This window comes from Hymenobacter sp. BT559, from assembly GCF_017571525.1.
GTDB classification, from domain to species: Bacteria; Bacteroidota; Bacteroidia; order Cytophagales; family Hymenobacteraceae; genus Hymenobacter; species Hymenobacter ginsengisoli.
On the sequence record NZ_JAGETY010000016.1, the window covers coordinates 1 to 23741 of the forward strand.

Below are 23741 nucleotides of genomic sequence, written 5' to 3' on the forward strand. Positions count from 1 at the left end.
CGTGGCTTTTTATCGCCAACCTAACCATGTCCCTGCGACGATCTACCAGCCTCTAATTCCCAAACACGCTCTTAGAGTCGGCAATCGAGCTAAAGCAGCAGCAGTAGCTAATTTCTGCCTGCATGTGATGCCGAATGCTGCCCTTCCCTATGATTTTTACTCACCGCAACTGGTCCCCGCACTGGTGGCAGGCGGCGAGCGGGCGCGAGCCAACGAAATAATGGATACGACTGCCCGTCAAGCGCAAGAAGTGCTTACCTATGCGGCGACGCATTCGGACGGCAGCATAACAGAAGATACCCAAGCCACTAGTTACCTAAACCTACAAAGCGTCTACCAAGCGGCGGTGCAAGTGGGCGATACGGCACGGGCCGCGCGCGCGCTGGCTGTGCTACGGCCCTACTTGCCCACCCGCTAGAGGGGTTGGGCTAGCAAGAGCGCTGGGCACAACAGATAGGATATTGTAGACTGGTAGTAGAAGGCCACAGCGGGTTCAGAAAGGAGGTCGTCACTCTAGTAGCTGTTGAACCCATTTCTTGACCCTACTAAAACAAGATTTTCCAGCTAGTGGCTGGGGTAGGAGAGGAGCCCTCACTATGGTGCACCTTTCGGAACAGTTGGGCTAGCGTTAGACGCTTTGCTCAACTCGACAAGCCTGTTTGGCAAACGATAGACCCACTTGCCGATTTACAGCGTCCATCTTCTGCTAAAATAGATTTTTAATGGCAACAATATTCAACTGAAAACCTAGTTGATTTCGTCGTGATGGCTACCTTTAGCGGGCCGTAGCGAGCGATTGATAACCAATTGCTTAAGAAGCGCTTCTCGTCATTCTTCCATTTTCCTTTTTCATGAAGCACGTTGTCGCCCTGGCTTACCGGTTACTGCTCTTGGTATTCCTCTCAGTACTCAGCCAGCGGGCGGCCGCACAAGCGTCTGTTACGGGTAGTGGCTCGTTGACGGGTACTGTACTCGACTCGCTTACCCAGCAGCCGGTGCCGTTTGCCACGGTAGTGCTCCTGCCACCGGCGCCTTCCGAAAAAGCCGCGGCGGGGCAATCAGCCGACGAGCAGGGACATTTTGAGTTAACCAAACTAAAAGCCGGTGCTTACCGCTTGCGCATCAGCTTTGTGGGCTATGGCGTGCGTACCCAGGCCGTCACCGTGACCGACGGGCGGCTGGCCCTGGGTCCCCTTCGGCTGCCCGCTACGGCGCAAAAGCTAGGCGAAGCGGTCGTGGTTGGCCAAAAGCCCCTCATGGAAGTCAAGCCGGACCGCCTCGTCTACAACGCCGACCAGGACGTGACCAACGCCGGCGGCACGGCTCAGGATGTGCTGCGCAAGGCCCCCCTACTGGCCATCGACGGCGATGACAACGTGACGATGCGCGGCAACAGCAACTTCAAGGTGCTCATTAACAACAAGCCCTCGCCCACGCTGGCCGCCAATTTAAAGGAAGCGCTCAAGAGTATCCCGGCTGACCAGATTAAATCGGTGGAAGTGATAACTACTCCGCCCGCCAAATATGACGGCGAGGGTACGGCCGGCATCATCAACATTGTGCTGAAGAAAGGGGCTAAGCAAGGCCTCAACGGCACGGTGGGCGCCAACGCCGGTACCCGCGGCAGCAATGGCAACGGCTCGCTCAATTTCCGCCAGGGCAAGTTCAATTTCACCTCCTCGCTCAACGGCGGGCTGAATTACAACAACCACAGCTCGTCGAGCAGCGAGCAGGTGACCTACCGCAGCACCCGCAACGACACCCTGCGCCAGGAGGGCACCGGGAGCAACACGGGCTACTACGGCTCCGGCTCGCTCGGCCTTGACTACGACCCCGCCGAGCACCACAGCTTGTCGCTCAACGGCTCCTTTTTTAGCTACGGCGGCGCTAACCAATCGGCCAACCTGAACCGCTACTCCACGCCGCTACCGGGCTTTGGCGCTCTGTTTCTGCGCGATACGCGCTCGACCTACAACGGCGGTAACGCCGAGGTGACCGGCACCTACACCCGCACCTATAAGCAGGAGCGGCGCGAGTGGAGTACCATCTTGCAGTACGCCTACAACAGCAACCGCAACGGCTATGAGTTCAGCCAGTTCAACAACTCCGACCGGCCGCTCGACCTGAGCCTGGCCAGCTACCGCGAGCGCAGCCTGACGCGCCTGCCGGGCCACGAGTACACGCTGCAAAGCGACTATACCCTACCCCTGGGGGAGAAAAAGACGTTGGAGTTCGGCCTCAAGGGCATCGTGCGCCTCACGGGCTCGCAGGCGCAGGTTGACACGCTGTTTCCGGCCCTGGCCACCGAGTATGCCACTTCGCGCTACCGCGGCACCGCCTTCGACTACCGCCAGGATGTGGAAGCGGCGTATGCCACGTACAACTTCAACGCCACGCCGAAGCTGCACTTAGGTCTAGGCGGGCGCGTGGAGCGCACGGGGCTCTGGGCCGAGTTTGCCAACACCAATACCGGCATCCCGTACCGCAGCTACCTAACCCCGCTACCCAATGCCAACCTGAGCTACGAGCTCAGCAAAACCAGCAGCCTGCGCCTGGCCTACAGCCGCCGCATCAGCCGGCCCTACATCTACTACCTGAATCCCTACGTCAACCGCAGCAACCCCATCAGCTACTCCTACGGCAACCCCAATTTGGACCCCGAGCTGACGCACTCGGTGGAGCTGAGCTACAACAACTTCATCAAAACGACGTCCTTCAACGTGGCGCTCTCGGTGCTGCGCACCGGTAATTCTATCGAGCAAGTCAGCTTTGTGAGCACCCAGCCGCTGCTCCCGGTGCCCGAGGAGATTGTGCCTAGTCCCAACCTAATCCTGACGACCAGCGCCAATGTGGCCAGCAATACCGCCTTTCAGCTCAACGGCTATGTCTCAGCCAAGCCCACGGAGAAGTGGAGCCTCAGCGTGGGAGGTAACGTGCAGTACCTGGTCCTGCGCAGCACAGCCTTGGAGTTGACGCGGAGCGGCTTCGCCGGCAATTACAATATTAATACCTCCTACAAAGCGACCAAGACGCTGACACTGCAGGGCAATCTGTTTCAGAACCTGGCCCGGCCGACGCTGCAGGGGCGCAGCAGCGGCTTTGTCTACTACGGGTTGGGCTTGCGCCAAACCCTGCTCAAGGGCCGAGCTGACCTCTCGTTCAATGCGCAGTACCCCTTCACGGCGCAACGCACGTTTTCGTACGCGACGGCCACGCCTACCTTCTCGCAGGATAGCCGCTTCACTAGCCAGCAGCGCCAGTTTCGGGTCGGCTTCACCTACCGCTTTGGCCAGCAGCAGCAAACTATGCGCCAGCGCAAAAGCATCCGCAACGACGACATCAAGGGTGGTGGAGGCGGCCAGGGCAGTGGGGGGTAGTGCGACCACTGCAGACGGGTATAGTGGCCACTACACTGCAGACGGGTGTGATAGTGGCCCAGCGCGGTTACTTCCTGAACAAAGCCCCTACTACGTGAAACAGCTCATACTCCTGCTAGGGCTTCTACCTGGCTTAGCCGCTGCGCAGCAGCCGTTTAACTACACGATTACGGGCCAGCTCGGGCCGCTACCCGCAACCGCCAGCGTGTACCTGCGCCAGCACGGACGCTTGGTGGATTCCGCCCGGGTGCGCAGCGGCCACTTTGTGCTGCGCGGCACGAGCCAACGCCCGGAGCTAGTACACCTGCTACTAGCCCCCGAGGGAGTACTTGCCGCCGGGTACCGCACTAGCCCGTACCTGCCCGCGGACGCTCGCGAGCTATTGCTGGAGCCTACTCCTCTCGTGCTCACCAGCGCTACGGGGCTGCGACAGGCCAAGCTGCGCGCCGGACCAGTCAACCAGGACTACCAACTCTTTACTGCCCAGTGCGGGGCGCTGACTGAGCAACTGCGCGGGAAGTGGCACCCAGGCGACGGCGTTCACCTAGAAACGCTGGCCAGCTACCAGCGCGAGCGACCATTCTATCAACACGTGATTCGCACGTTCATCCAGCAACATCCTGCTTCCTGGGTTAGTCTGGTGCTGCTGGAGCAGCGGCGCCTCGGCCCCGCCCAGTACGACCAGATTGCTCCGCTCTACGCGGGGCTGAGTCCCACGCTGCGCGCCACGCCAGCCGGGCGCGCCTATGGCCAACTCGTCGACAGTCTGCGCCTGGTGGCCCTGGGTGCCGTGGCCCCCGATCTGACGCTGACCACTTCCACCGGCAAACGCGTTTCCATACGGGACTACCGCGGCCAGTACCTGCTACTCTCGTTTTGGTCCTCGCACTGCGCATGCGGCTTCGAATTGCAGCCCACGCAAGCCGTGCTTCGCCGCTACACCGACCGTCCCTTGGCGGTGCTTAACGTGTCGCTTGATGACCAGGCGCACCGCAAGCAGTGGCTACGGGCGATTACGGACTATCAGCTGCTCGGCACAGCGGCATCCGATTTAGAAGGGCCGAGCGGGCGCGCCGTCCAACGGTATCACCTCGATGCGCCGTTGCAGAACTTCTTGCTGGACCCCACGGGCCATATCGTTGCCATTAATCTCTATGGCGAAGAGCTCGCTGCCGAGTTAACCAAGTGTCTACCCACTGCGCACCCTAAGCCAACGGCAGAGGCCAAGTAAGAGGCGGAAGTAGGATTCTGGGCAAGGTAACGGCCGTACCTCTCTTCTCCCATTTCTAAGAAAAACCACTTTACATAAGGGAGCTACCCGGACAAACCTCGGAAAAGTGGTGGTTTTCGGCCCGCTCGGCCTTTACGCCCGGCGTGGCACTTTTTCGCTAGTGGAAGCTTTACAAATGCTTATAGCCTATTGATGCAACTAGTTATTATAAGCTTCAGTCTATTGGATAGATTCTAGCTTAGCACTTTGGCTGGGTTATTTAATTATTTTTCCCTATGCTACGCATTTGCTTACTTGGATGGCTTCTTTTTCAAACAGGCTCCGCTTGGGCACTTCGACCGGTAGCAAAATGGTGGGCAAAGCCAGATACCCTCGGCTTGAAGTATGAACCGCTTACGTTGACTACCCCAGACCAGTACCAGTTGGCCTCTTGGCTTATTGCGCCTGCTTCAACAGCTACCGACCAGCATACTACCATGGTACTAGCGTGTGGCGATGCCGGCAATATGGCTTCCAACCTATTTGAAGCTAATGCTTTATCAAGGGCTGGTTACCGCGTCCTGCTCTTTGACTATCGTGGCTTTGGGCATAGCCAAGCCTTCCCCATTGACCCGAATAGACTTTACTATCAAGAGTTTGTCACCGACCTGCGTACTGCTTTAGCAGCAGCGCGGCAGCGTTTTCCCCATCAGCGGACAGGTATTATTGGCTACTCCATGGGCACTTTATTGGGTGCGGAAGTTGCGGCTACTACCCGGTGTGATTTTCTGATTACTGACGGCTATGTAGGGAACCCGCAAGCTACTGTAACGCGCATCTTGGCCAAATCTCACCAGGTAGTGACCATACCTGCTGAAGCGGCCGCTTACAGCCAGGCAGCTGCGAGAATAAACTGTCCGTGGTTGCTGATTGCTGGTACGGAAGACCAGAATACCCCGCTCGCTGATTCTATTGCGGCCGTAAAAGCAGCGAAACGCCGGCAGCAGCGGCAACTCCTAACTGTGAAATGCGGCCATTTACGGGCTGCGGAAACCTTAACGGATAAAGAGTACGGAGACCTTTACGCACGTGCTATCAGTCAGTTTCTCGCGGGGGAACAAGTAGTAAGCAAAAGCTAATTCACAGTAATGGCTGCCGTTTCAAGTAGTGCAAACTGCCTTTTGCAGCACGTAAATGGCCGCGGTAGGGGATAGGCTCCAAAATGTGACAGAAAGCTCTGCCAACTAGAGCAGCTTGTCACAGTAGTTAAACGCTGGTTTCTAAAATGACTTGCCAACTGGTGCCGAAAGCAAACAAGGAAGAAGAACGCCTACTTATTTGTTAGCTATGCCCCATCGAACCAAGCGCTTACTGCTGTGTCTACTGCTGCTGCCTACTTTGGCGTTTGCGCATGGCGAAGAGATCCTGCTGACGGTGGCCATTTTAGTGATTTCGCCGATTTTATTCTCGCTGGTGATTCTCTGCATCCCCTTCGTTCCGGCTGAACGAAGCAGGGTAATCGTGGTCTACTTAGTAGCCATTGCCTTAACGTTCTTCTTGACGAGCCTGCTCCCGTATGGGACGTATAACACCTGGATCAACTGGCTGCTCGTACTGGTACCAATTGCAGCAGCAATAGCCGCTTCTCACCGCCTGCGCGCGAAGCGAAACAGAAGCGAGTAATCCTAAGCGAAAGATGAGGTTGGCGTGGTCGCAAAAGCGAATGCCTTGTGTAGCTTGTTGGCTTGCATCCCTTGGCACAAAACGGCTTACCGGAATTACCCATCTTCCTTGCTAATTTGGGACTTTCAGCTATTCTTACCTTCTTCCGCTAGCATGACAAAAGCGCAACGCCACGCCCTGGCCCAAACGCCTATTATCTGGCAGGGCGACCTCGCGGACGATTGTAGCGCCGAATGGGCTGGCTTGTTACTGCGGGCCGAATGGATGGATCGCGAATCGTGGTGGTGGTGCGTCTATGACAGGCAGCAGATAAACGAACCCCAAATTGACAGCGTTAATCACTACGACGCGCGTTGTATTGGAGGGGAGGCCGCTAGAGCCCGCGCGGAACACGCCGCTCGGACGTACCTCTCAGCGGGTGGGTAGGTGCTTAACACATAGCTGATGCACGCTTTTTACACCCGTCTCGACCAGTTTCTTGTGGCAGCTGGGCTAGAGCGTTCTACGCTGGGCCTGGGCTGCTCCGAAGCCGAAATAGTCGCCCAGGAGCAGACGTATGGGGTCCGATTTCCCTTGGCCTACTGGACCCTTATTGGATGGTTTTCGAGAGGGCGTTTCCAGCGCCTAAAGGCACTTTTTTCAAGCGTTTCTAGCTGACCCTTATTGGAGTACCTTCAGGGCATGACAATCGTCTCCCTCTAAACTCGCGTTTTGACCGGTGACAAGGTGAGCTCAATTGCAGAAGTGGCCATGCGCAGATTAATAGAAGCTACTGCGCAGCTTAGGCAAGAAATAGATTTGCTATCCTTCACCGCTGATTAAGTCCTCTAGAGCAGCGAACGTAAATGTTTTGAGTAGTTTATTTGAGTGAAGCTCCAGATGGCTTTTGCGCTGTTAAAAATGACAGAGCAACATTAGTCGGTTTTATGTTGTCGTACAGAATTCTTGATATGACACCCCAGCCCATTACACTCTTCTCAGAGTCAGGTTCGGTCATTAAAATCCCTTGATTATGAAATACAACCAGGGACTTCGGGGTGTAGGCATCATTAGCTTTGACTTTAGCGGTTTCTTTAGTCGTCATCCAACGCGTTTGCAGACCAACATCATTGAACCGCTGAATTAGCCCATTTATATCTAGCGCCATAATAACCTTAACTTTGCCAGTCATAATATCAATAATAAAGTCTGGCTCAAGTGGCTTTGCAAATAAAGGCTGAGATACCTGCTCTATTATAGAGGTCCAATCTATTAAAATATATTCTTTTGTCTTCTCTTTTACTAGTAATTCTATAAGAAATGGACCTTTGGCAATTGCTTCATCACGGTATGCGCCAATATAGAGACAATCTTCTACTAAAAGGTAAGCCCAAGATTGCGTTTTTAGTTGCTTCTGCAGTTGTATTAGCTCGTCGAAGTAACGTTCTGTAAGCGTGGTTGGGGTGCTTACAACTATCGGCTTTTGTGTACCAGGGTCAATTCCTATATCTGTGTTCATTACCTGCACAGCTTGAGACATTCGCGTCTTTTGCCGTTGCATTCGCTCGACCTGTTTAACTGTTTTGGAGTCAAAGCGACTGCTCAAATCAACTTCTTCCAGCGGTTTGTTTTCACGCTCAAGCTCGGCAAAGAACTCTGTTAATTGGTCATTAATATTGCCTTCCTTCAGTTCCATGATGCCGACTGAAGTTAAGTGTTTTATTAATAAGTCACCAATGCCAACATAGCCTGTGATATCAGAGATAAGTGCGAAATCCAGTGGATTCTCATTTATCTTATCTGCAGCGGCAATAGCGTGTTCAATATTAGAGTTTACTAGAAATTTAGTAGTAGCACTGGGTAGTACTAATCGACGGGCTAGGTGCAGTTGCCCGCGCAACAATTGCCATGCAATGCTATCAGCTATATGAGACAACGTGAGTAAGCGATGCTCAATAAGAGCCTTTTGGCCTGTAGCTTCTTTTACTTCTTTCTTTAGTCGCTGAGTTTTGTAAGATTTGAGTTGAGTTTCCACCTCTCGCTGCAATTCCTGATAATATAATATTTCTTCTATCAGAAGCTTTTGAGCAAGCTTAAACCCGTCTTGGCATTTTATTAAAAAGTCGAGCTTCGTTTCTCGCGACCAAGCGGCAAACTCCATAGGTATGCCTGCCTGCTCCATAGCTGTCCTGCCGTGGTCAAACGCGTAGTCAGCAATTTCTCTAAGCTTAGCCCTGTGTTCGTCGCGCGTCTTCATTGGACTAGTATTTTTAATTATTGAGTAGGCTCATCCTACTTTGAAATAGCCCTTGGATTCTCATCTTCTGCTTCTATTTGCTATAATAGTGGCTGCCACTGGGACTAGAACTTGGGCAGCTTGCTGGCGTAGATGCAGTTTTCAATGATTGATTTGGACCGGGGCCAGCAGGCAGTGAGCGGCCAACTCAGCTAAAGGCTGGTGCTTGGTGAGGGTGGCCAGCGCCACCTCAGCCTTATAGCGACGGCGTATATGTTTGGTCATCAATATGCTGAATAAGGTATCCCGCCTTAACTGTCCAATTATCTGGGAGTATTATAGATAAATAATAATCATCACAAATTATTCAGTCGGTTTTTGCTCGGTTCTACGTTGGTAGCGCTCGGCGCGGAGCCACGCATTGCTAAGCAACTCTATTACATCAGCCTGGTAAGCTGGTAAGAAGCAAAAGGCTTGACTAAGGTGCTTTACAACCATGCTAAGGGTAGTTTCGGTTAGCTCTAGGTAGCATAGCCCCAAGGCTAGTGCGAAGCTGCCCGCCTGCTGCTTTTGCATTACTGATAAATTGGGGAGCAGGAAGAGCTCGCGCAAAAAATGCGCTAGCGCCCAAATACGCTCAGGTTGATAGCGTATTTGCAAGCCAGCATTACATAATGCCTGGTGAGCCCGCCCAGTAAAGAGATAGCCTGCGGCAATAAATTCTTGAAGCAGCGTATAGGCTTCTACCTGAATTCCCCAATAGTGCCGGTTTAGTAGCTCCGGGAGTAGGCTGGGCAAGTATTGCGTCGGGTAAAAGGCGCGCAGAAAGGCTTCTACGCTGAGCACTCGGCCGCCGCCCTGCAAAGTGAATTGTAGCAGCGTCGCATCATCCGTCACAACAACTGCCTGATTGTGGGCCACTAGGAAGGCGGCATCTATTACGCCACCCAGTGGAGGCTCAACTAAGCGATTGGGACTGAGCTTAGTTTGACGGACTATATCAAGCTTTTCTTCCACAAACCTCGTTTGGCAATTAGCAACTACCCATTCTAGCAAGTCGCTTAGGTAATCTAGCTGCCGGGCGTGCATCTCGGGCGGGTAGAAGTGCGGGCGTACTTCATCGTCTATTATCTCGATGCTCATTTCTACGGGCTTGCTGCGACGCTTTTCCTGCACTAGTTCCCGCAACTCATCCAGCAGGTGATACGAAACCCACAGGGAGGCTGGCAGCGGCAGCACATACTGCCGCACTAAGGCAAACAGCAGGGGCAGCGACGTCCAATCCAGTACAATGGGCTGCTGGGCTAAATCGGGTATCGTGGGGAACAGCCAGCCTGGTAGTACCCTCACGCCGGGCGAATCGTCGCGACCAGAAATCAGCCAGTGATAGGCCTCCAAGCCGCTGCCATGGTGCAGGGCCGCCGCTAGCTGCGTGAAGGTAGTATCGCCCGATTCATAGGCTACCCGCGTGGCGACGGTGTGCGCCCTGGTTTCCTGTTGCTGCTCGCCCAACACTTCCAGAAAAGTCTGGTTGATTTCTTCCAGTGTGGGAGTAGCCGAACCAAAATCAAATGCTCGTATAGTCATAACTGCCTCATTCTGGCCGATTTCCTGCATAATCTCCCGTACTAGGCCCGTGTAGCAATCTACTATTTCCACTACCTCAATATGCTGGGGCCGGCGGCGCATGGGATGCGGATGGTCGAACTGCTCCCCAGTCTGCTTGCCCAGCAGGCCGCTAACTACCGCATTCGCGCCACTTTTCAAGAGTGGCTCGGTAATGGTTAGCCAGGCTTGCGGCCGGCCATCGACTTGATAACGAACACTTGTACCTACCGCTACAGTCGTAGGTTGAGTTCTTTCTTCCGAATGATGCAGCATTAGGGCTAGGTAACGACTGCGGGCTACAATATTACCCGGCTGGATAGCTAGGGGGTAGGCTAAGCGCAAAGCCAGCGCTGGGTGGCCTTCCTGCATAGCCATAGCAGCGGCTCGCAACTGCTGGTCGGGGGTAAGTGCTTCAGGCTTAGCCAACACCGCCTCTAAAGCAGGCAGCAGTTGCGCGCTACGCTGGAGCCGATACAGCGCTAATAGGTACGTCCAATAAACACCAGTTTCGGCCGAAACCTGGTCCTTTATGGCATCCGTTACTTCCAGAATACGCTCCCAGTCCAGCATCAGGTGCGCCAACTCCACTTCCCAATTGCAAAATTCGGGAAAAAAGCCATGCTGCTGTCTCCATTCTCTTAGGCCGGCCCGGAGGTCCTTACCGTCTTGGTAGAGATGATATTGATTGCGCAAGCGAATGAGCTCGATGCCGGAATGCTGTACGCCTGGGGCTTCGGCGCAGCTGGCTAGTACCCGTGCCGACCGTTCATACTCTGTTAACTGCTGCAACAGGCGCGCTATCTCCAGCCGCATAATGGAAGGTGTGGTTTCGTCCAGCAGGTTTTCGGCCTGCGCCAACCAATCGAGCGCCTGCTCGAGTTGCGTAGGCTCGTCTACTACTGCTGAGCTCCGCAGTAATAACTCCGGTAAACCTGGGGCAACCAGCTGGCGAGCCAGGCACTCTTCGACAAAAGCCAGCCGTTCCACCGCGCCTTCACAATGCCCGGTCAGGTAACGAAGCAGGCGGTCGAAGGTATCGGCGTGCAGTGGCTCGCTACGTAGTAAGTGCCGCGCCAGCGCTGCCTTGGCTAAGGCGAACTCGTTGAGCTGAAGCAGTGCGTGGTAGCGCACGTAGTCTAATTCGGCCGGCGCACCGGGGCCAAGCTCATCGATAATGTGTAGCGACTGCTGATAGTCGCCACTCTGAAACAACGCACACGCCCATTCCCATGCATACTCCTGCTTTTCGGCTAGCGGCAAAGTTGCGTAACGCCGCCCAAATTCAGCTAGCTCTCGAATATCACCGCTCAGCTTGAGGCCAGCGATGCCTTGCACGTAGTAGTGGTACGTGAGCAGAGGAGCCTTTTCAGTGGGTTGCAGTAGAGTAGTGTAGCGTTGAAGCAACTGATGTGCCGCTCGCAGGCGAGCTGACTCGCGTAGTGCCGCCGGCTGGTCGAGCCGCGTCAGCTTAGGTAGCGTGTCAAATTCTATCTGTACCACCATCAACGCCAGGGTTACTTGAAAACGACGGTTTTCGAACGTAAGCGTTGTAGCCGGTGCGTAATCTTCTAGGTCTGCTTTCAGTACAGCTTCTATTTTGCTTAAGTCGAGCGGTTTAGTTACCAGTAGCAAGTCTACCAGCGCCAGCTTGAATTTCTCCTGTCTCCGCACTGGCGCCGGCACTTTCGCCAACCACTCGTCAAATTCAGCCCGGTGCAGAAACGTATTTACAGCGTGAGCAACTCCGTTTAAGGGATTCAATAATTTGATTTTCCCAGTAACTTCCTCCGCTTCACCTATCATGTCTAGGCGAGCATAAGCCAGGGCGGCTTGCTCGGCGTAAAGCGCCATAGTAGGCTCCAGATAATAAGCCTGAAAGAAATAATCATGCGCCGGGTCAACCTCACCCGTTTCTTGCTGAGCACGGCCTAGCAAGTAGTTCAGCCGCGCCTGGACGTTCCCGTTGGCAGCCTGCTGCACCTGGGGGGCTAATCCCTGCAAGATGCGCAGAGTAGTAAAGGGTTTGAACTGCTCTAGCTCGGTTTTTTCGAGCATATCCAGCACTAGGTGAAAGGGGCCGCTCTGCAAGTGAATAAGCTGCTGCTCGGTACGTTGCAACGACTCACTAGACAACGCTACCTGCTGAGCTAGCCCGCCGCTACCAACAACGGCTTGGTGCAACTCGGCAATCTTTAACGAGTCTTCCACTTTAAAGACATGATTATAGATGCCCACGAGCTTCATCTTGTGAATGAGCTCACTGCCGTTTATCAACTGAATAACAATGTTGTGCCTCGCTTCCTGTTTGGATTTCCAGGCCACCCACCACTTATTCTCTTCTAGGTCAAGGTCATCTAACGGGGCACACAGCACCCATTTATTAACCGCAAAGTTGGTAGAAGTAATTGCCCGGTCGAATGATTCGCGAATTTGACTTTTCTGGGATTTGCCCAGTCCGTTCAAGAAAAACTTGCACTGGTAGACGGCAATAGGCTTTACCCCAATATCACCCACATATACATCGATGCCCCCGTCTCCTGGGTTGGCACGAACAACCCGTACTGTTTCTTCGGGGTGTAAAGCTTGCAGTAATGCCTCACAATCCTTTTCAAAAGCGGCACGAGCGCTTTCTACGTTAGAATGTGATTGGACGTAGTCATGCCAGTTTTTTTCCATTACGAGCAAGTTTTATGCTTAAGCGTCTCCACGAGCACAGTTTGGAAGGGCTTGTCTAATGCAGAGTCGTATCGCGGACTGTTTATGTGCACTCAGTCTATTGACAACAGACTTATGTGCTGAGTCCAAGGTAGCGTGAAAAACGGCTTGCTAACGTTTTTAGTTGCACGTCATTATTCCGCGGTACTACCCGATGATTAACCAGGAAAAGCTAGTTCATTGGCTTAGCTTTATGGTTTACTTACTTGTAAATCATTCCGGTCTGGACCGTTCTTTTCTTCCATTTAAGCATGTATAAAACAGACCTAGGTCCTTTTGACGGCAACTCCTGGGAGATGCTTTGCCAGATGTGTTTTAAGCAGAAATATGGGGGAGACGGCTATCAGGAGATGCTAGCATCCCCCGGCGATTTCGGAATAGAAGGCTTTACGGCCACTGGAAAAGTATTTCAGTGCTACTGCCCTAACGATAACTATGACCCCGCGCTGCTGTATGAAAAACAGCGCGATAAAATAACGACCGACCTAGAAAAGCTGGTGGCTTATGAGGAAGAAATTCGGCAGCGGGTAGGCCCCATGCAAATCCGGGAATGGATTTTTGTTACGCCAAACTATAGTTCGAATAACATCCTAAAACATTGCCGTACCAAGCAGAGCGAGTATCGGGCGCGTAAGCGGCCGCTGTTGCACCCCGAGTTCACGGTGCTCGTGCACGACATCCACTTTCTGCACCCCTTCATTCAGCACTGTTTAAATCTGATACATAGCAAGTTGCTCATCACGACTTCTGGGGTGCTTGCTACGGAGGTAGAGAGCTACAAGAGCGGCCAAAGCCAGCTAATTGACCATGCGCTACGCAAAAATCGTATTCGGCTGGCCCAGGCCCCCAATCTGGAGGTTAGACTCGAAAAGCTGACGGCAATGACAATTCAGCAATTTTTAGATGGTAATAACATCTTGACTACCTGGCGCAATGGGTTTCCAACAGCCTATGAACGGTTTGTATCGTTGACCAGCCAACTAGAGGCTGAGGTGATGGAAAAATGCCTGCTGCCGTGCGATGACTACAATAAGTTATATGAGGAAATCAAGGTCATGGTTGCTAACGGCATTGGAACTACTTTTGACAACTTAGATGTCAGCATGGTGCGAAGCTTAGCCTCCCAAGTAATGGCCGACTGGATTTTGCGTTGCCCTATTGACTTTGAATAATGGAGAAAATTGCCTTTTCGCGCCGGCCAGTACCCATTCCGGCCGATTACCGGCCGCTGTACCGAATTGGGCAAATTCTGCTTATCCTGAAGCTCAATTGTCGCGCTAGCACTAGCTCTTTACTCAAGCTGCACCTCTTTCACTGGGGGCTTAAAAATGAGCGCAATCGGGTGGTGCTACAAGAGTTGGTAGCCGGTGGCCGTACTTCCTCGTTGGTTATCTGGGGGTTTGACCCTGCGCTGAATAGAGCCCTGCAATTTGCGGTTTCGGAAGAAGTGTGCTCGCTACGCGACGGTAAATACGTACTGACCGATAAAGGCAGCCGACTGGCCAGTGCATTTTTGTTGGAGGATGTCTACCAGGCCGAGAAGGAGTTTCTGCTTAGCCTAGGCAAAAATGTGTCTGAAAAGGACATTAATATTCTTACCCACACGTGGATTAAGCCCGATGTTGAAAATCAGAGCAATTAAGCTGGTTGTTCATTCCACCAACGACCAGGTATTTGGAGCCGAATACACGTTTGCCAGTGGCCTCAATATCGTGCGGGGCGATAACTCTGCTGGCAAAAGCACCCTGTATCACTCCTTGCTCTATGGCCTGGGAGTGGAGGAATTGCTTGACGGACGCAATGAGAAGGTTTTGCAGTCTGTACTCAAAGAAAGCATTCAGTACGACCAGCAGATTTACGAAGTGCTGGAATCCTATGTCTGCCTGGAAATTGAGTCAAGCAGCATTGTCACGGTAAAGCGGAGCATCAAAAGCCGCAACCGCAATCCCAAGCTGGTAGAAGTTTATTTCGGTGCCTTGCTAACGGGAGCCATGCCCGTAGAGCGCGTAGAGCCTATGTATGTGCACGACAAGGGAGCGGCTTCGGATGCGCTCTACGGGTTTCATGCCTTCCTACAGAAGTTTATGGCTTGGCAACTTCCCGATGTGGTGGGCTCACTGGGTGATACACGAAGCTTGTATATCCAATCCGTTTTTCCCGCTTTCGTGATAGAGCAGAAGCGGGGATGGTCTGACTTTCTAGCCACCATGCCGTACTTCGGCGTGAAAGATTCGGAAAGCCGGGTTATTGAGTTCCTGCTTGGGCTCGATGTCATTGCCAATCGTAAGAAAAAGCAAGAGTTGATTCAAGCTCGTCAAAATATTACAGCCCGGTGGCAACTCGCCCACCAAGACTTGATAGGTACGGCCAAGCGCGGCAATATTGAAGTGCAAGGCTTCGCGGAGTTGCCAGAGATACTTGCTGACAATGCTACAATTGTGTTTAATGCCAGGTACCAGGGGGAGCGTACCAGCGCCACAGCGCTGGTGGGGAAAATGCGGGAAGAACTTGCTTATCTTGCCACCATGCCCATCGAAACGAGTGGCACTAAAGTGGGTGATAATCAGCGATTGTTGAAAGAATTAACTCAGCAGCTGAATGAGTTTTCGCTCAACAATACGGTACTGGCAAATCGTATCACGATGACTAAACTACAGGTTGAACAATACCAAACCCAACTTTTAGAACTGACTGAGGATCTGGAGAAGAACAAGGGCGCTCGCAAAATATATGACTTAGGGGCCACTGAGCAGCTTAGCATTGCCACTAGTCATTGCCCCACCTGCCACCAAGATATCAAAGACACCTTGATGCCGCAGGCTGTGACGCAGACGCCGATGCGCATCGAGGAAAACATTGCGTATCTGGATGCGCAACGCAAGATGATGGAGCTACAACTCTCCATTCAAACCAAGGTGCTGGCCGAGGACGTTGATTTGTATGAAACGCATAGCGAATACGTAGATGAAACCCGGGGCCGCATTCGGACTTTGCAAAGTGAGTTGGTGGCGGATAGTCGCGCCCCGTCAGAGGCTGACATCGAGAAGCGCGTAAAGCTGAAAGCCAATATTGGCTTTTACGTGAAGCTAATTGATGAATTGACAATTAAAGCCAACGCCTTAAACACGCTTTCGGAGGAGTGGAAACAATATTTGGCCGCTGAGCGAGCGTTACCAACTGACTTCTTCTCAGTAAACGATCGCAAAAAGCTGAAGGAATTCGAGAATACTTTTAAGACGTTGCTGAGTCGTTTTGGTTATAGTAGTGCGTTGCTAGCAAATGTGCAGATTTCTCAGGATAAGTACACCCCAGTCATCCAATCAGAAACTGCTCGTTATAGTATCAGTACAGTCCGGTATAACATTCGGTCCGACTCTTCGGCTACTGACCTTGTGCGCGCTATTTGGGCCTATACGTGCTCTTTACGCCGAGTGTCTGACCAATTTGGTAGTAATCATCCCAAATTACTTATGTTTGACGAACCCGCTCAGCATTCTATGTCGGACGAAAACTTTCGTACTTTCTTGCAGGAATTAGCTTCTTATAAAGATGGCCAATCGCTGGTTTTCGCTTCGTTTAATAATTCTGACCAAGAGTTTGAAAGTATTACGCAAGATAATAATTTTTCACTTACTCGGATACAAGGTAAATTAATTAAGCCTGTTGCCGAGCAATGATTTTTTTTTAAGATATGTATTAGATAGCTTATCATAAATAGTTTTTGGCTCTCATATAAATAAAAGTATTTCTCTAACATTAAATTAAATTTATTAATTGGGTTTGGTGCCTTCAATTTATTTTCGGCTTATGGCTAAGATTAAATAAGTGATGTGTCCCACCCATATTTGATTCAGGGCGGTGTCTATGGGCCAGCTAGCTAATCTACACAGCAGAAGTTGTGCCCTTGCACTGTCCGTTTCAACTAGACTTCCCCCAGTCACTAGCAATTTTATCTAGTATATTTCCGCCTATTGGATGTACTAGGTGCCCGCTCCAATTCTTGAAAAACCGCCCTATTTTATGAAAACTATTTCCATTTACATCCAGCAACTGGAAGTAGAAAATATTAAGACGTTTGAGAGTTGCACAACGCTACAGCTTACCCGACCGGAAGGTGACATACCGCAATGGACACTGTTGCTCGGCGACAATGGAATAGGTAAGTCTACTTTGTTGCAACTCATTGCTTGGATGAAACCAGTACTTCCTTACGATGCGGATGACGTACCGGAAGACTTTGTTCCGGCTCCTATGATAAACGATGAGGAAAATGAGGTGCTGGAGCGGCTAGTACATAAAACAACCAAACGACACCAAGTTGCTACAGTTAAAGCCGTATTTGTAGCCAATCAGCATTTGGGCAAAACCTTGCGTACCCCGCTGACGACCTGCGAGACCAAGATGACCATCGAGCTTAATACTGTAGGTAAACTCAAAGAAGTATTGCCAGAGTTCACTTCGGAAAAAGAGAGCATATTTTACCGAGATGAAGTGGCGCTGTATGCATACAGCGCATCTCGTCAACTTGGTCGGCTCAACTTAAATAATCAAAAGTTGCTTGATACCATACCCGGATTCATTCAAGAAAAAACGGAGCTATATGATGCAGAAGAAATTTTGCATACGTTGAACTACGCAGCCCTAGGTGCAAAATCTGATGCGGAAAGGGAAAAGTACGGCCGATTTACAGAGCGAGTGAAATCTATGTTGGCCTCGCTATTACCTGATTGTGAGTTAATAGAAGATATTGAAATTACACCTCCCAATCCCTTAGGCCGTGATACAGAAGGAGGTATTGCCATTAGTACCAAGCATGGCAAGAAAATAGCGTTTAGTGACTTCAGCCTCGGTTATAGAACGGTTACTTCGTGGACTATTGATTTAGCCTGGCGGCTCTTTAGCAAGCACCACCAGCGTTCGGAAAATCCATTAGAGGAGCCCGCAATCGTCTTAATTGATGAAATTGACCTGCACCTGCACCCTTTATGGCAGCGGGAAATCATGGCTAATCTATCCCAGCATTTCCCCAATGTTCAGTTTATCGCTTCTGCCCATAGCCCTCTGATGGTACAAGCAGCGGTTAATTCTAACTATGCAGTGCTCAAATTCAACGACGATGGCGTAAAGATTGAGAATGAACCGGAGGGAATAGACGGCTGGCGCATTGACCAGATTCTGACCAGCGAATTATTTGGGTTAGTGTCCGCTAGGGGGGTAGAGTATGAGGAGTTGCTGGCTCGGCGCAAAGTGCTACTTCAGCAGGCAGACCTTACCGCAGAAGAGCAGGAGGAATTGGATAAAGTCACCCGACGGCTAACCAATCTTCCAACCGGAGAAACAACCAAAGAAATGCAAGACCGTCAACTAATTGCCGATGTCGTGCAGAAAATGAAAGACAATAAGGTTAAGCTCAAGCTATGATTCGCGTTCGTCGACCAGCCACAGTGCCAGCTAAGTTGTTGACTGACGGGGCATTGGAGAATCAAACAAACCTGACGGCATATGCTTCATGCCCGCATGACTATGACAATGGCATTAAAAAGATAAAAATAGAAGGTCGTATTTACAACCACTCCTCCGTTAAACCTGTGCTTAAGCAAGCTCAACACGACAAATGTTGTTATTGCGAGAAGAACCAGCGTGATGCATTTGGAGCAGTTGAGCACTTCCGCCCTAAGAGTGGTTATAAGCCTACCATTAAGAAGAAGCAGAAGTTACAATGGCCAGGTTATTATTGGCTGGGCTATGAGTGGACTAATTTCTATTTTTCCTGCAGTTTATGCAATAACCGGAAGAGCAGTTATTTTCCGCTGGTTGATGAGAAGAAACGGGCAAAGAAGCACACTGACGCTATTGCCAAGGAAAAACCTTGGTTATTGGAGCCAGGAGGCAGTAAAAACCCAAGAAGCCATATTTCCTTTACTAACCAGCTTATCCAGGGTACTACGCCTTATGGGTGGAAAACCATTGAAATATGTGGTCTGGACCGGGAAACTCTGGATGATGACCGTAAGGAGCGCATGGCGCTGATAGAAGCTAATATAATTATCTTTCAAAACCAATACAGTAGTCCTGCAGAAACACAAGCGGCTCGCCGCTTTCTCTTGGATTGCCAAAAGCCAAAAGCTCCTTTCTCGGCTATGGCACAAGATTTTTTACGCCCACTGCTGACATGAGTAGGTTATTCACTAATAAGCTTCCTGCTTCTGTCAGGTCGGGCACGTTCGGAAAGTAGGCCAATGAGCCTAACTCTTCACTGATTGCTTTTTCCCGGCTGGCACTAAAGTCTTGCCCTAGCTCTGGCAACCCATACCGCTGTATTGTCTGATAAAACTCGCGCACAGCAGCAAAAACAAACATTCCGTGCAGCACTCCGCGCACGGGCCTCTTTTCGTCACGCCAAGGTGAATAATACATGCCCTGACTATCCGGCTGTATCATCTCGACCTCCTGTTCCAATAATGTCAGCTTGAGGTGCATGGCTTCGTGCAACAGTGACTCGGCTACCCGCAGCGAGGAGATAAGAGAGGTGTCCTCGCCGACCGATACGAACACGGAGAATGGGATGTCCGGGTGGCTATAGCTAACGTCAATTTCCGGGTCGGGTGAGCGGACTACCTGAATGGTTTTGACCAGCGCCTGCATACAGGCATGTATGGTAGGTGCTCTTGCCAGCAGTTGCCAAGCCGCGTGCAATTTTTCGCCAGCCCGATTGGTGATTAGCTCGTCATAGCTTATGGGTTCCAAGTCATGCTCTTTATAAAAGCTGGCTAGCCGGTCTAGTTCCGGTACTTCCACTAAGGTTAGATCAATACCTGCTGCGAAGCCTTTGGCACCGGTGGTAGTCGGATACAAGCAATTGGCAATGCTATAATGCTCCTCGGTGACACCCGTAGTATCACAAAGCCGCTGCTGGCCCGACTTGGCCAACGCGACGGACAGTTCTGCGTCGCACACCGCAAAAGGAGACGCTAGATAAGCAGTAAATTGTTCTGCTAAGTGCTGCTTAGCACGTTGCTTGAAAGTGTAGACGAGCGTATAGCGTGCAAAATCTCTTACGGTAGAGACAGCGTGGTACGAAGCCGGTGATATCTCAAAGCCAAAGGCAGAATTGCTGGCCGGCAGCACCAGTTGATGCACATCCTGCGCGCTGGCCGAATTAAATAGCATCAGGTAGCCGCCGTGGGCAGGTGTCCAGCCTTCGTTTATTTGGATGATGAGCCGGTGACTTTCAGCGTCTTCGATGAAATCATTGTGCACGCCGATACGCTGGCCATCGGTAAGCTTATGGATGGTCGCGCCTACTAGTTCCAGTGACTCAGTCTGGAACATGGCAGCCATGTCGGCTTCCAATTTGCAAATAGTAGCCGGACTGATTAGCTCACGCAACTGCGGGGGCACGTCCAGATGGAGTAAGCTGAATTCGTACTGCTCGTAGAAATCGGTGCGAGTAAACTCCCAAGTCTGCGTTTCTTCCAGCCACGCCCGCACCTCGTGCTCAAATTCCGGGGTGAACATGGCCGGCGTGCAGAAATAGGGGAACGGCTGCTTGGTAAGCGGGCAAGCCGTAAAGTCGAGCAAGTGCGGTGACATAGCAATTAGACTAGCTGGTAAGTATAAAGCAGCTGGCGCATTGCTCCAATGAGGTGCAACTGGTCGGCGCAGTATATCGACTCGTTATCAAACCCGTTGGCATCGTGCCACCGGTGCAGCAGCATGCCGCCGCCGCACACGTGTAGTTGCGGGCAGGCGAGACATTTGGCGCTAGTAGGCTGTTGCATTGCCCGGTAGCTGGCAAATTCTGCCGATGCCAGAAAAGTCAGCAGGTCCGTCTCCCGAATATTGACCGGGCGGGTAAATTGGTCGGCTCCGTTATAAGTGCTTTTCAGGGTGTCGTTTTTCATGAGCGTCCCATCCGTATCGATGATGAGGATACCAAAGTCAGTAACGCCCAACCCCTCTTTGGAAACGCTTCCCCCCAGCAATACCTTCAGCATGTCATCGATTACGCGAATCGGCAGCGGCGCGGGGTCAGCGGCATAAACGGCTAGCAGCTCCGCCATCCACTGCCCATATTCCAGGGAATTAAAGGTGGCTTTGCCTTCGGGTAGCTTAGAGTGGTTGCCGTCGCGGTAAAGAAAGTCCACGCTGGGGGCTCCCACCGTTTTGAAAAAATGGTACACCTCAGCCGGGTCAGAAGTTGGGTCAATGACAGCCAGCAGCCCCGCGTTCAAGAAACTAGCGGCCGGATGGGCCTGCAGCTGAGTAATACCCGCCATGACCTGCGCAAATGTGCCACCACCCGCGTGCGTGAGGCGGAATCGGTCGTGCACTTCTGCGGGACCGTCCAGGCTCACTGCCACGCTCACCCGATGAGTGGCGCAACAATCCAGTAATTGCTCGCTGAGCAGGATGCCATTGCTTTGCAGGCTTATCGGGTACTCCTCCGGTAGCACGGTCCGAAGTTGCCCAAGCAGTTCCGCGAGGCGACGAGGTCCGAGCAGGAGCGGCTCACCACCATGCAATACCACGCTGAAAGGCATCGGCTGATGAGCGGCTAGGGTCGCCAAAGCGGTGCAGACAGCGGCGATAGTTTCCGTAGAAATGAACTTCGACTGCCGGGCCCAATTGTCATCGCCCATGTTGTATACGTAGCAGTAACTGCAATTAATGTTGCAGCGGCTTGCTACCTTAATGAGCACGGTGTCGAGGCTGACGACCGGACTAGCGGCCACGATTGTGCCTGTTATGGGTCCGATTGTAAGCTGTCAGTGTGGAATGGGATTCGTTTTGAACTTCCTGTATCAAGCGGGCCAGTAGGGCACTAGGAGCCTGCTGGGCATCAATCAACAAAGCTCCATCCGCAAATCGGTCAGGATGGTGCAGCGGATTGTTCGACAGCGGAGGGTTTTGCATCATGAGATAATAGCGGAGAGCTTGTGGGATACAAAGGTATGTACAAAAATAGGAGGCATTTTTATTTCCTATTAAGTGCTGACATTTAATAACTTATCATGATTACCTCATTTATTGCTACAATGCCAAATCTTATTTACTACAACTTATAAATTACTGTTTATCAGCAATTTATATCTAAATAAAACCTTCTAAACAGACCTCGAATAGCTGTGTTCTATCTCAAAAAATAGAAATCTGATCATTTCAAGCCTGGAAGCTAGAGTAACAAGGAGTGCTATTTATTATAAAACCCCGAATAATATTCAATTATACGCTGATGATACGGACGATAAAATTCTGATAATCAGATAATAATGCAACAAGCTTGATTTATTAAGTCGCAATGCAAAGCCGCAGGCTTAGTCCCGAATTTGAGCCAGCTGGCATGTTGGGGCCACGATGGCTACCACTAGGGCTGTTGCGAAATAGCAGTAAAGCCCGTTTTGGGTCGTGCCGCTGCCCTTCTACTAACCGAGACGAAGACCGGGTAGTAGCTGCCTCCTTGGCCCGGTACACTTCCACCGGGCACCCCTCCTGAATAGCGCGATGACACACGCCCCGCATGTAGAAGGCATTGAATTCTCCCGCCGCGAACGTGCTGGCAGCGCTACCGGGCACCCGTCGGGTACCCGCGCCATAGGGCTCCCGCTCCGCGAAACACTGCTGCTGTTCCATAGCGGTGGTTAGGCTACCTTCATTGCCTGCGCGCACGGCCTCGCGCAACAGGTCTGGGTACCGCGCTCGGCCATGGGCGGTAAAGCGCCGGCTCAAGTGTAATTGGCTGGTTTTGATTGCTTCTTCCACCTCCATGAGCATGTAGCGGCGGGTAACCTCGTCAAGATTTTCGAAGCGAAACATAGAAGTGATTATCTTGGCTTGGCGGTCCAGCCGCCACAGACCTGTTATGAGCAAACGACTGATTGTGTTATGCGACGGCACCTGGAACAAAGCCGAAAACCTGGACCGGCGTAAGCGTAAGCCCACCAACGTGATGAAGATGGTGCGGGCTATTCAACCCGTGACGCTAGATGGCACTGTGCAAGTTACCTACTACGATGAAGGCGTGGGCAACAATCCTGGTCTGGACCGATGGCTAGGGGGTGGGGTCGGGGCCGGGCTCGACCGCAACATCCGCGAGGCCTACCGCTTTCTGCTTTACAACTACACGGCAGGCGACGCAGTTTTTTTCTTCGGCTTCAGCCGGGGGGCGTACACCGTGCGTAGCTTGGCGGGCTTTATCCAGCACCTGGGCCTGCTGCCAAAGACGCGCGATTTCTTTGTGCCCGAGGCGTATGCCCTCTATCGCCAGCGGCCACCCGCCGAGGAAGACCAAACGGCCTGGCAACAGCAAGTGGCTGCTTTCCGGGCCACCCATCAGGTCCAGACTATCGCGGTTGATTTCGTGGGAGTGTGGGATACAGTCGGGGCACTGGGCTTACCGCTAAGCTGGTTCACGCTCTTCAACCGCCGACGCTACCAGTTTCACGATGCCCGCCTCAGCCCTATTATTCGCCACGCCTACCACGCCTTGGCCATCGATGAGCAGCGGCGCCCGTTTCAGCCCTCCCTTTGGGAAAACCCAGGCCCGGAGCAGGTGCTGGAGCAGCGCTGGTTTGCTGGCGTGCATACCAACGTGGGGGGCGGCTACGAGCATGATGGCTTGGCCAACTGCACCTTGCATTGGATGAAGAATAAAGCCGTCGCGCAGGGCTTGGGTGTAGACGAAGAATTTCTACGCTTCTACAAGCCTTGGTTTGGCGATGAACTCCGCAACTCCATGACCTGGTTTTACCGCCTATTGGGGCGGTACCTGCGGCCCATCGGGGCGGGCCAACACAGCTACGAGGTGGTGGACGAGAGCGTGGAACGGCGGCGGCGACACACACCGGTTGCTTATAGGCCCGCGAATGTGCCCCCAGGCACGTAATACCAGAAAAATTTGCCAATGCCCAGATGGTATGGCCGCTTAATGGCG

Annotated in this window: 15 protein-coding genes and 1 pseudogene; 11 read left to right on the plus strand and 5 right to left on the minus strand. The window is 52.1% G+C overall.

The window, feature by feature from the left end:
• The 5 genes and pseudogenes from J4D99_RS18475 to J4D99_RS18495 form a co-directional block, all read left to right on the plus strand.
• A pseudogene (locus J4D99_RS18475) lies at positions 1 to 418 on the plus strand (hypothetical protein); the annotation flags it as partial.
• 433 nt (positions 419 to 851) lie between these two features.
• Positions 852 to 3377, plus strand: a complete 2526-nt coding sequence (locus J4D99_RS18480) for a TonB-dependent receptor (protein WP_208133223.1) — start codon at positions 852 to 854, stop codon at positions 3375 to 3377.
• A gap of 94 nt (positions 3378 to 3471) precedes the next feature.
• Entirely contained in the window at positions 3472 to 4608 is a 1137-nt protein-coding gene (locus J4D99_RS18485) for a redoxin domain-containing protein (protein WP_208133224.1), read from the plus strand.
• 275 nt (positions 4609 to 4883) lie between these two features.
• Complete coding sequence (locus J4D99_RS18490; protein ID WP_208133225.1) at positions 4884 to 5726, plus strand: alpha/beta hydrolase; 843 nt, start codon at positions 4884 to 4886, stop codon at positions 5724 to 5726.
• A gap of 208 nt (positions 5727 to 5934) precedes the next feature.
• Positions 5935 to 6270 carry a hypothetical protein gene (locus J4D99_RS18495; RefSeq protein ID WP_208133226.1) on the plus strand — a complete coding sequence of 112 codons (336 nt, stop codon included), beginning with the start codon at positions 5935 to 5937 and terminating at the stop codon, positions 6268 to 6270.
• A gap of 859 nt (positions 6271 to 7129) precedes the next feature.
• On the opposite strand, the gene J4D99_RS18500 is transcribed toward J4D99_RS18495, so the two are convergent.
• Together J4D99_RS18500 and J4D99_RS18505 are read right to left on the minus strand one after the other, a co-directional pair.
• The gene (locus J4D99_RS18500) at positions 7130 to 8506 is read right to left on the minus strand and encodes a hypothetical protein (RefSeq protein WP_208133227.1); all 1377 of its coding nucleotides are present in this window, start codon (positions 8504 to 8506) and stop codon (positions 7130 to 7132) included.
• A gap of 342 nt (positions 8507 to 8848) precedes the next feature.
• Positions 8849 to 12769: a PIN domain-containing protein gene (locus J4D99_RS18505; protein WP_208133228.1), complete on the minus strand. Its 3921-nt coding sequence runs from the start codon at positions 12767 to 12769 to the stop codon at positions 8849 to 8851.
• A 290-nt stretch (positions 12770 to 13059) separates the two neighbouring features.
• Between J4D99_RS18505 and J4D99_RS18510 the strand changes: the two genes are divergently transcribed.
• The 5 genes from J4D99_RS18510 (at position 13060) to J4D99_RS18530 (ending at position 18984) form a co-directional block, all read left to right on the plus strand.
• On the plus strand, positions 13060 to 13980 hold the full coding sequence (locus J4D99_RS18510) for a hypothetical protein (protein WP_208133229.1): 921 nt from the start codon (positions 13060 to 13062) through the stop codon (positions 13978 to 13980).
• Complete coding sequence (locus tag J4D99_RS18515; protein WP_208133230.1) at positions 13980 to 14450, plus strand: hypothetical protein; 471 nt, start codon at positions 13980 to 13982, stop codon at positions 14448 to 14450. Before J4D99_RS18510 ends, J4D99_RS18515 begins: the two co-directional genes overlap by 1 nt.
• Complete coding sequence (locus J4D99_RS18520; protein ID WP_208133231.1) at positions 14428 to 16485, plus strand: hypothetical protein; 2058 nt, start codon at positions 14428 to 14430, stop codon at positions 16483 to 16485. Before J4D99_RS18515 ends, J4D99_RS18520 begins: the two co-directional genes overlap by 23 nt.
• Positions 16486 to 16828: 343 nt before the next feature.
• Positions 16829 to 18229 (plus strand): AAA family ATPase, encoded by a 1401-nt coding sequence (locus J4D99_RS18525; protein ID WP_208133232.1) that lies wholly within the window; start codon positions 16829 to 16831, stop codon positions 18227 to 18229.
• Positions 18226 to 18984: an HNH endonuclease family protein gene (locus tag J4D99_RS18530; RefSeq protein ID WP_208133233.1), complete on the plus strand. Its 759-nt coding sequence runs from the start codon at positions 18226 to 18228 to the stop codon at positions 18982 to 18984. The genes J4D99_RS18525 and J4D99_RS18530 overlap by 4 nt, the downstream gene beginning before the upstream one ends.
• On the opposite strand, the gene yhhC is transcribed toward J4D99_RS18530, so the two are convergent.
• From yhhC to yhhA, 3 genes are read right to left on the minus strand one after another with little or no spacing between them, the layout of a single operon-like run.
• Complete coding sequence (gene yhhC, locus J4D99_RS18535; RefSeq protein WP_208133234.1) at positions 18947 to 20401, minus strand: cyclophane-containing peptide 2OG-Fe(II) oxygenase YhhC; 1455 nt, start codon at positions 20399 to 20401, stop codon at positions 18947 to 18949. The two genes, J4D99_RS18530 and yhhC, sit on opposite strands and share 38 nt — an antisense overlap.
• 5 nt (positions 20402 to 20406) lie before the next feature.
• On the minus strand, positions 20407 to 21543 hold the full coding sequence (yhhB, locus tag J4D99_RS18540) for a cyclophane-forming radical SAM/SPASM peptide maturase YhhB (protein ID WP_208133235.1): 1137 nt from the start codon (positions 21541 to 21543) through the stop codon (positions 20407 to 20409).
• Positions 21533 to 21727 carry a YhhA family cyclophane-containing RiPP gene (gene yhhA, locus J4D99_RS22250; protein ID WP_370551474.1) on the minus strand — a complete coding sequence of 65 codons (195 nt, stop codon included), beginning with the start codon at positions 21725 to 21727 and terminating at the stop codon, positions 21533 to 21535. The genes yhhB and yhhA overlap by 11 nt, the downstream gene beginning before the upstream one ends.
• Before the next feature lie 943 nt (positions 21728 to 22670).
• On the opposite strand from yhhA, the gene J4D99_RS18545 reads away from it, so the two are divergent.
• Positions 22671 to 23693, plus strand: a complete 1023-nt coding sequence (locus tag J4D99_RS18545; protein WP_208133236.1) for a T6SS phospholipase effector Tle1-like catalytic domain-containing protein — start codon at positions 22671 to 22673, stop codon at positions 23691 to 23693.
• The last annotated feature ends 48 nt before the right edge of the window (positions 23694 to 23741 follow it).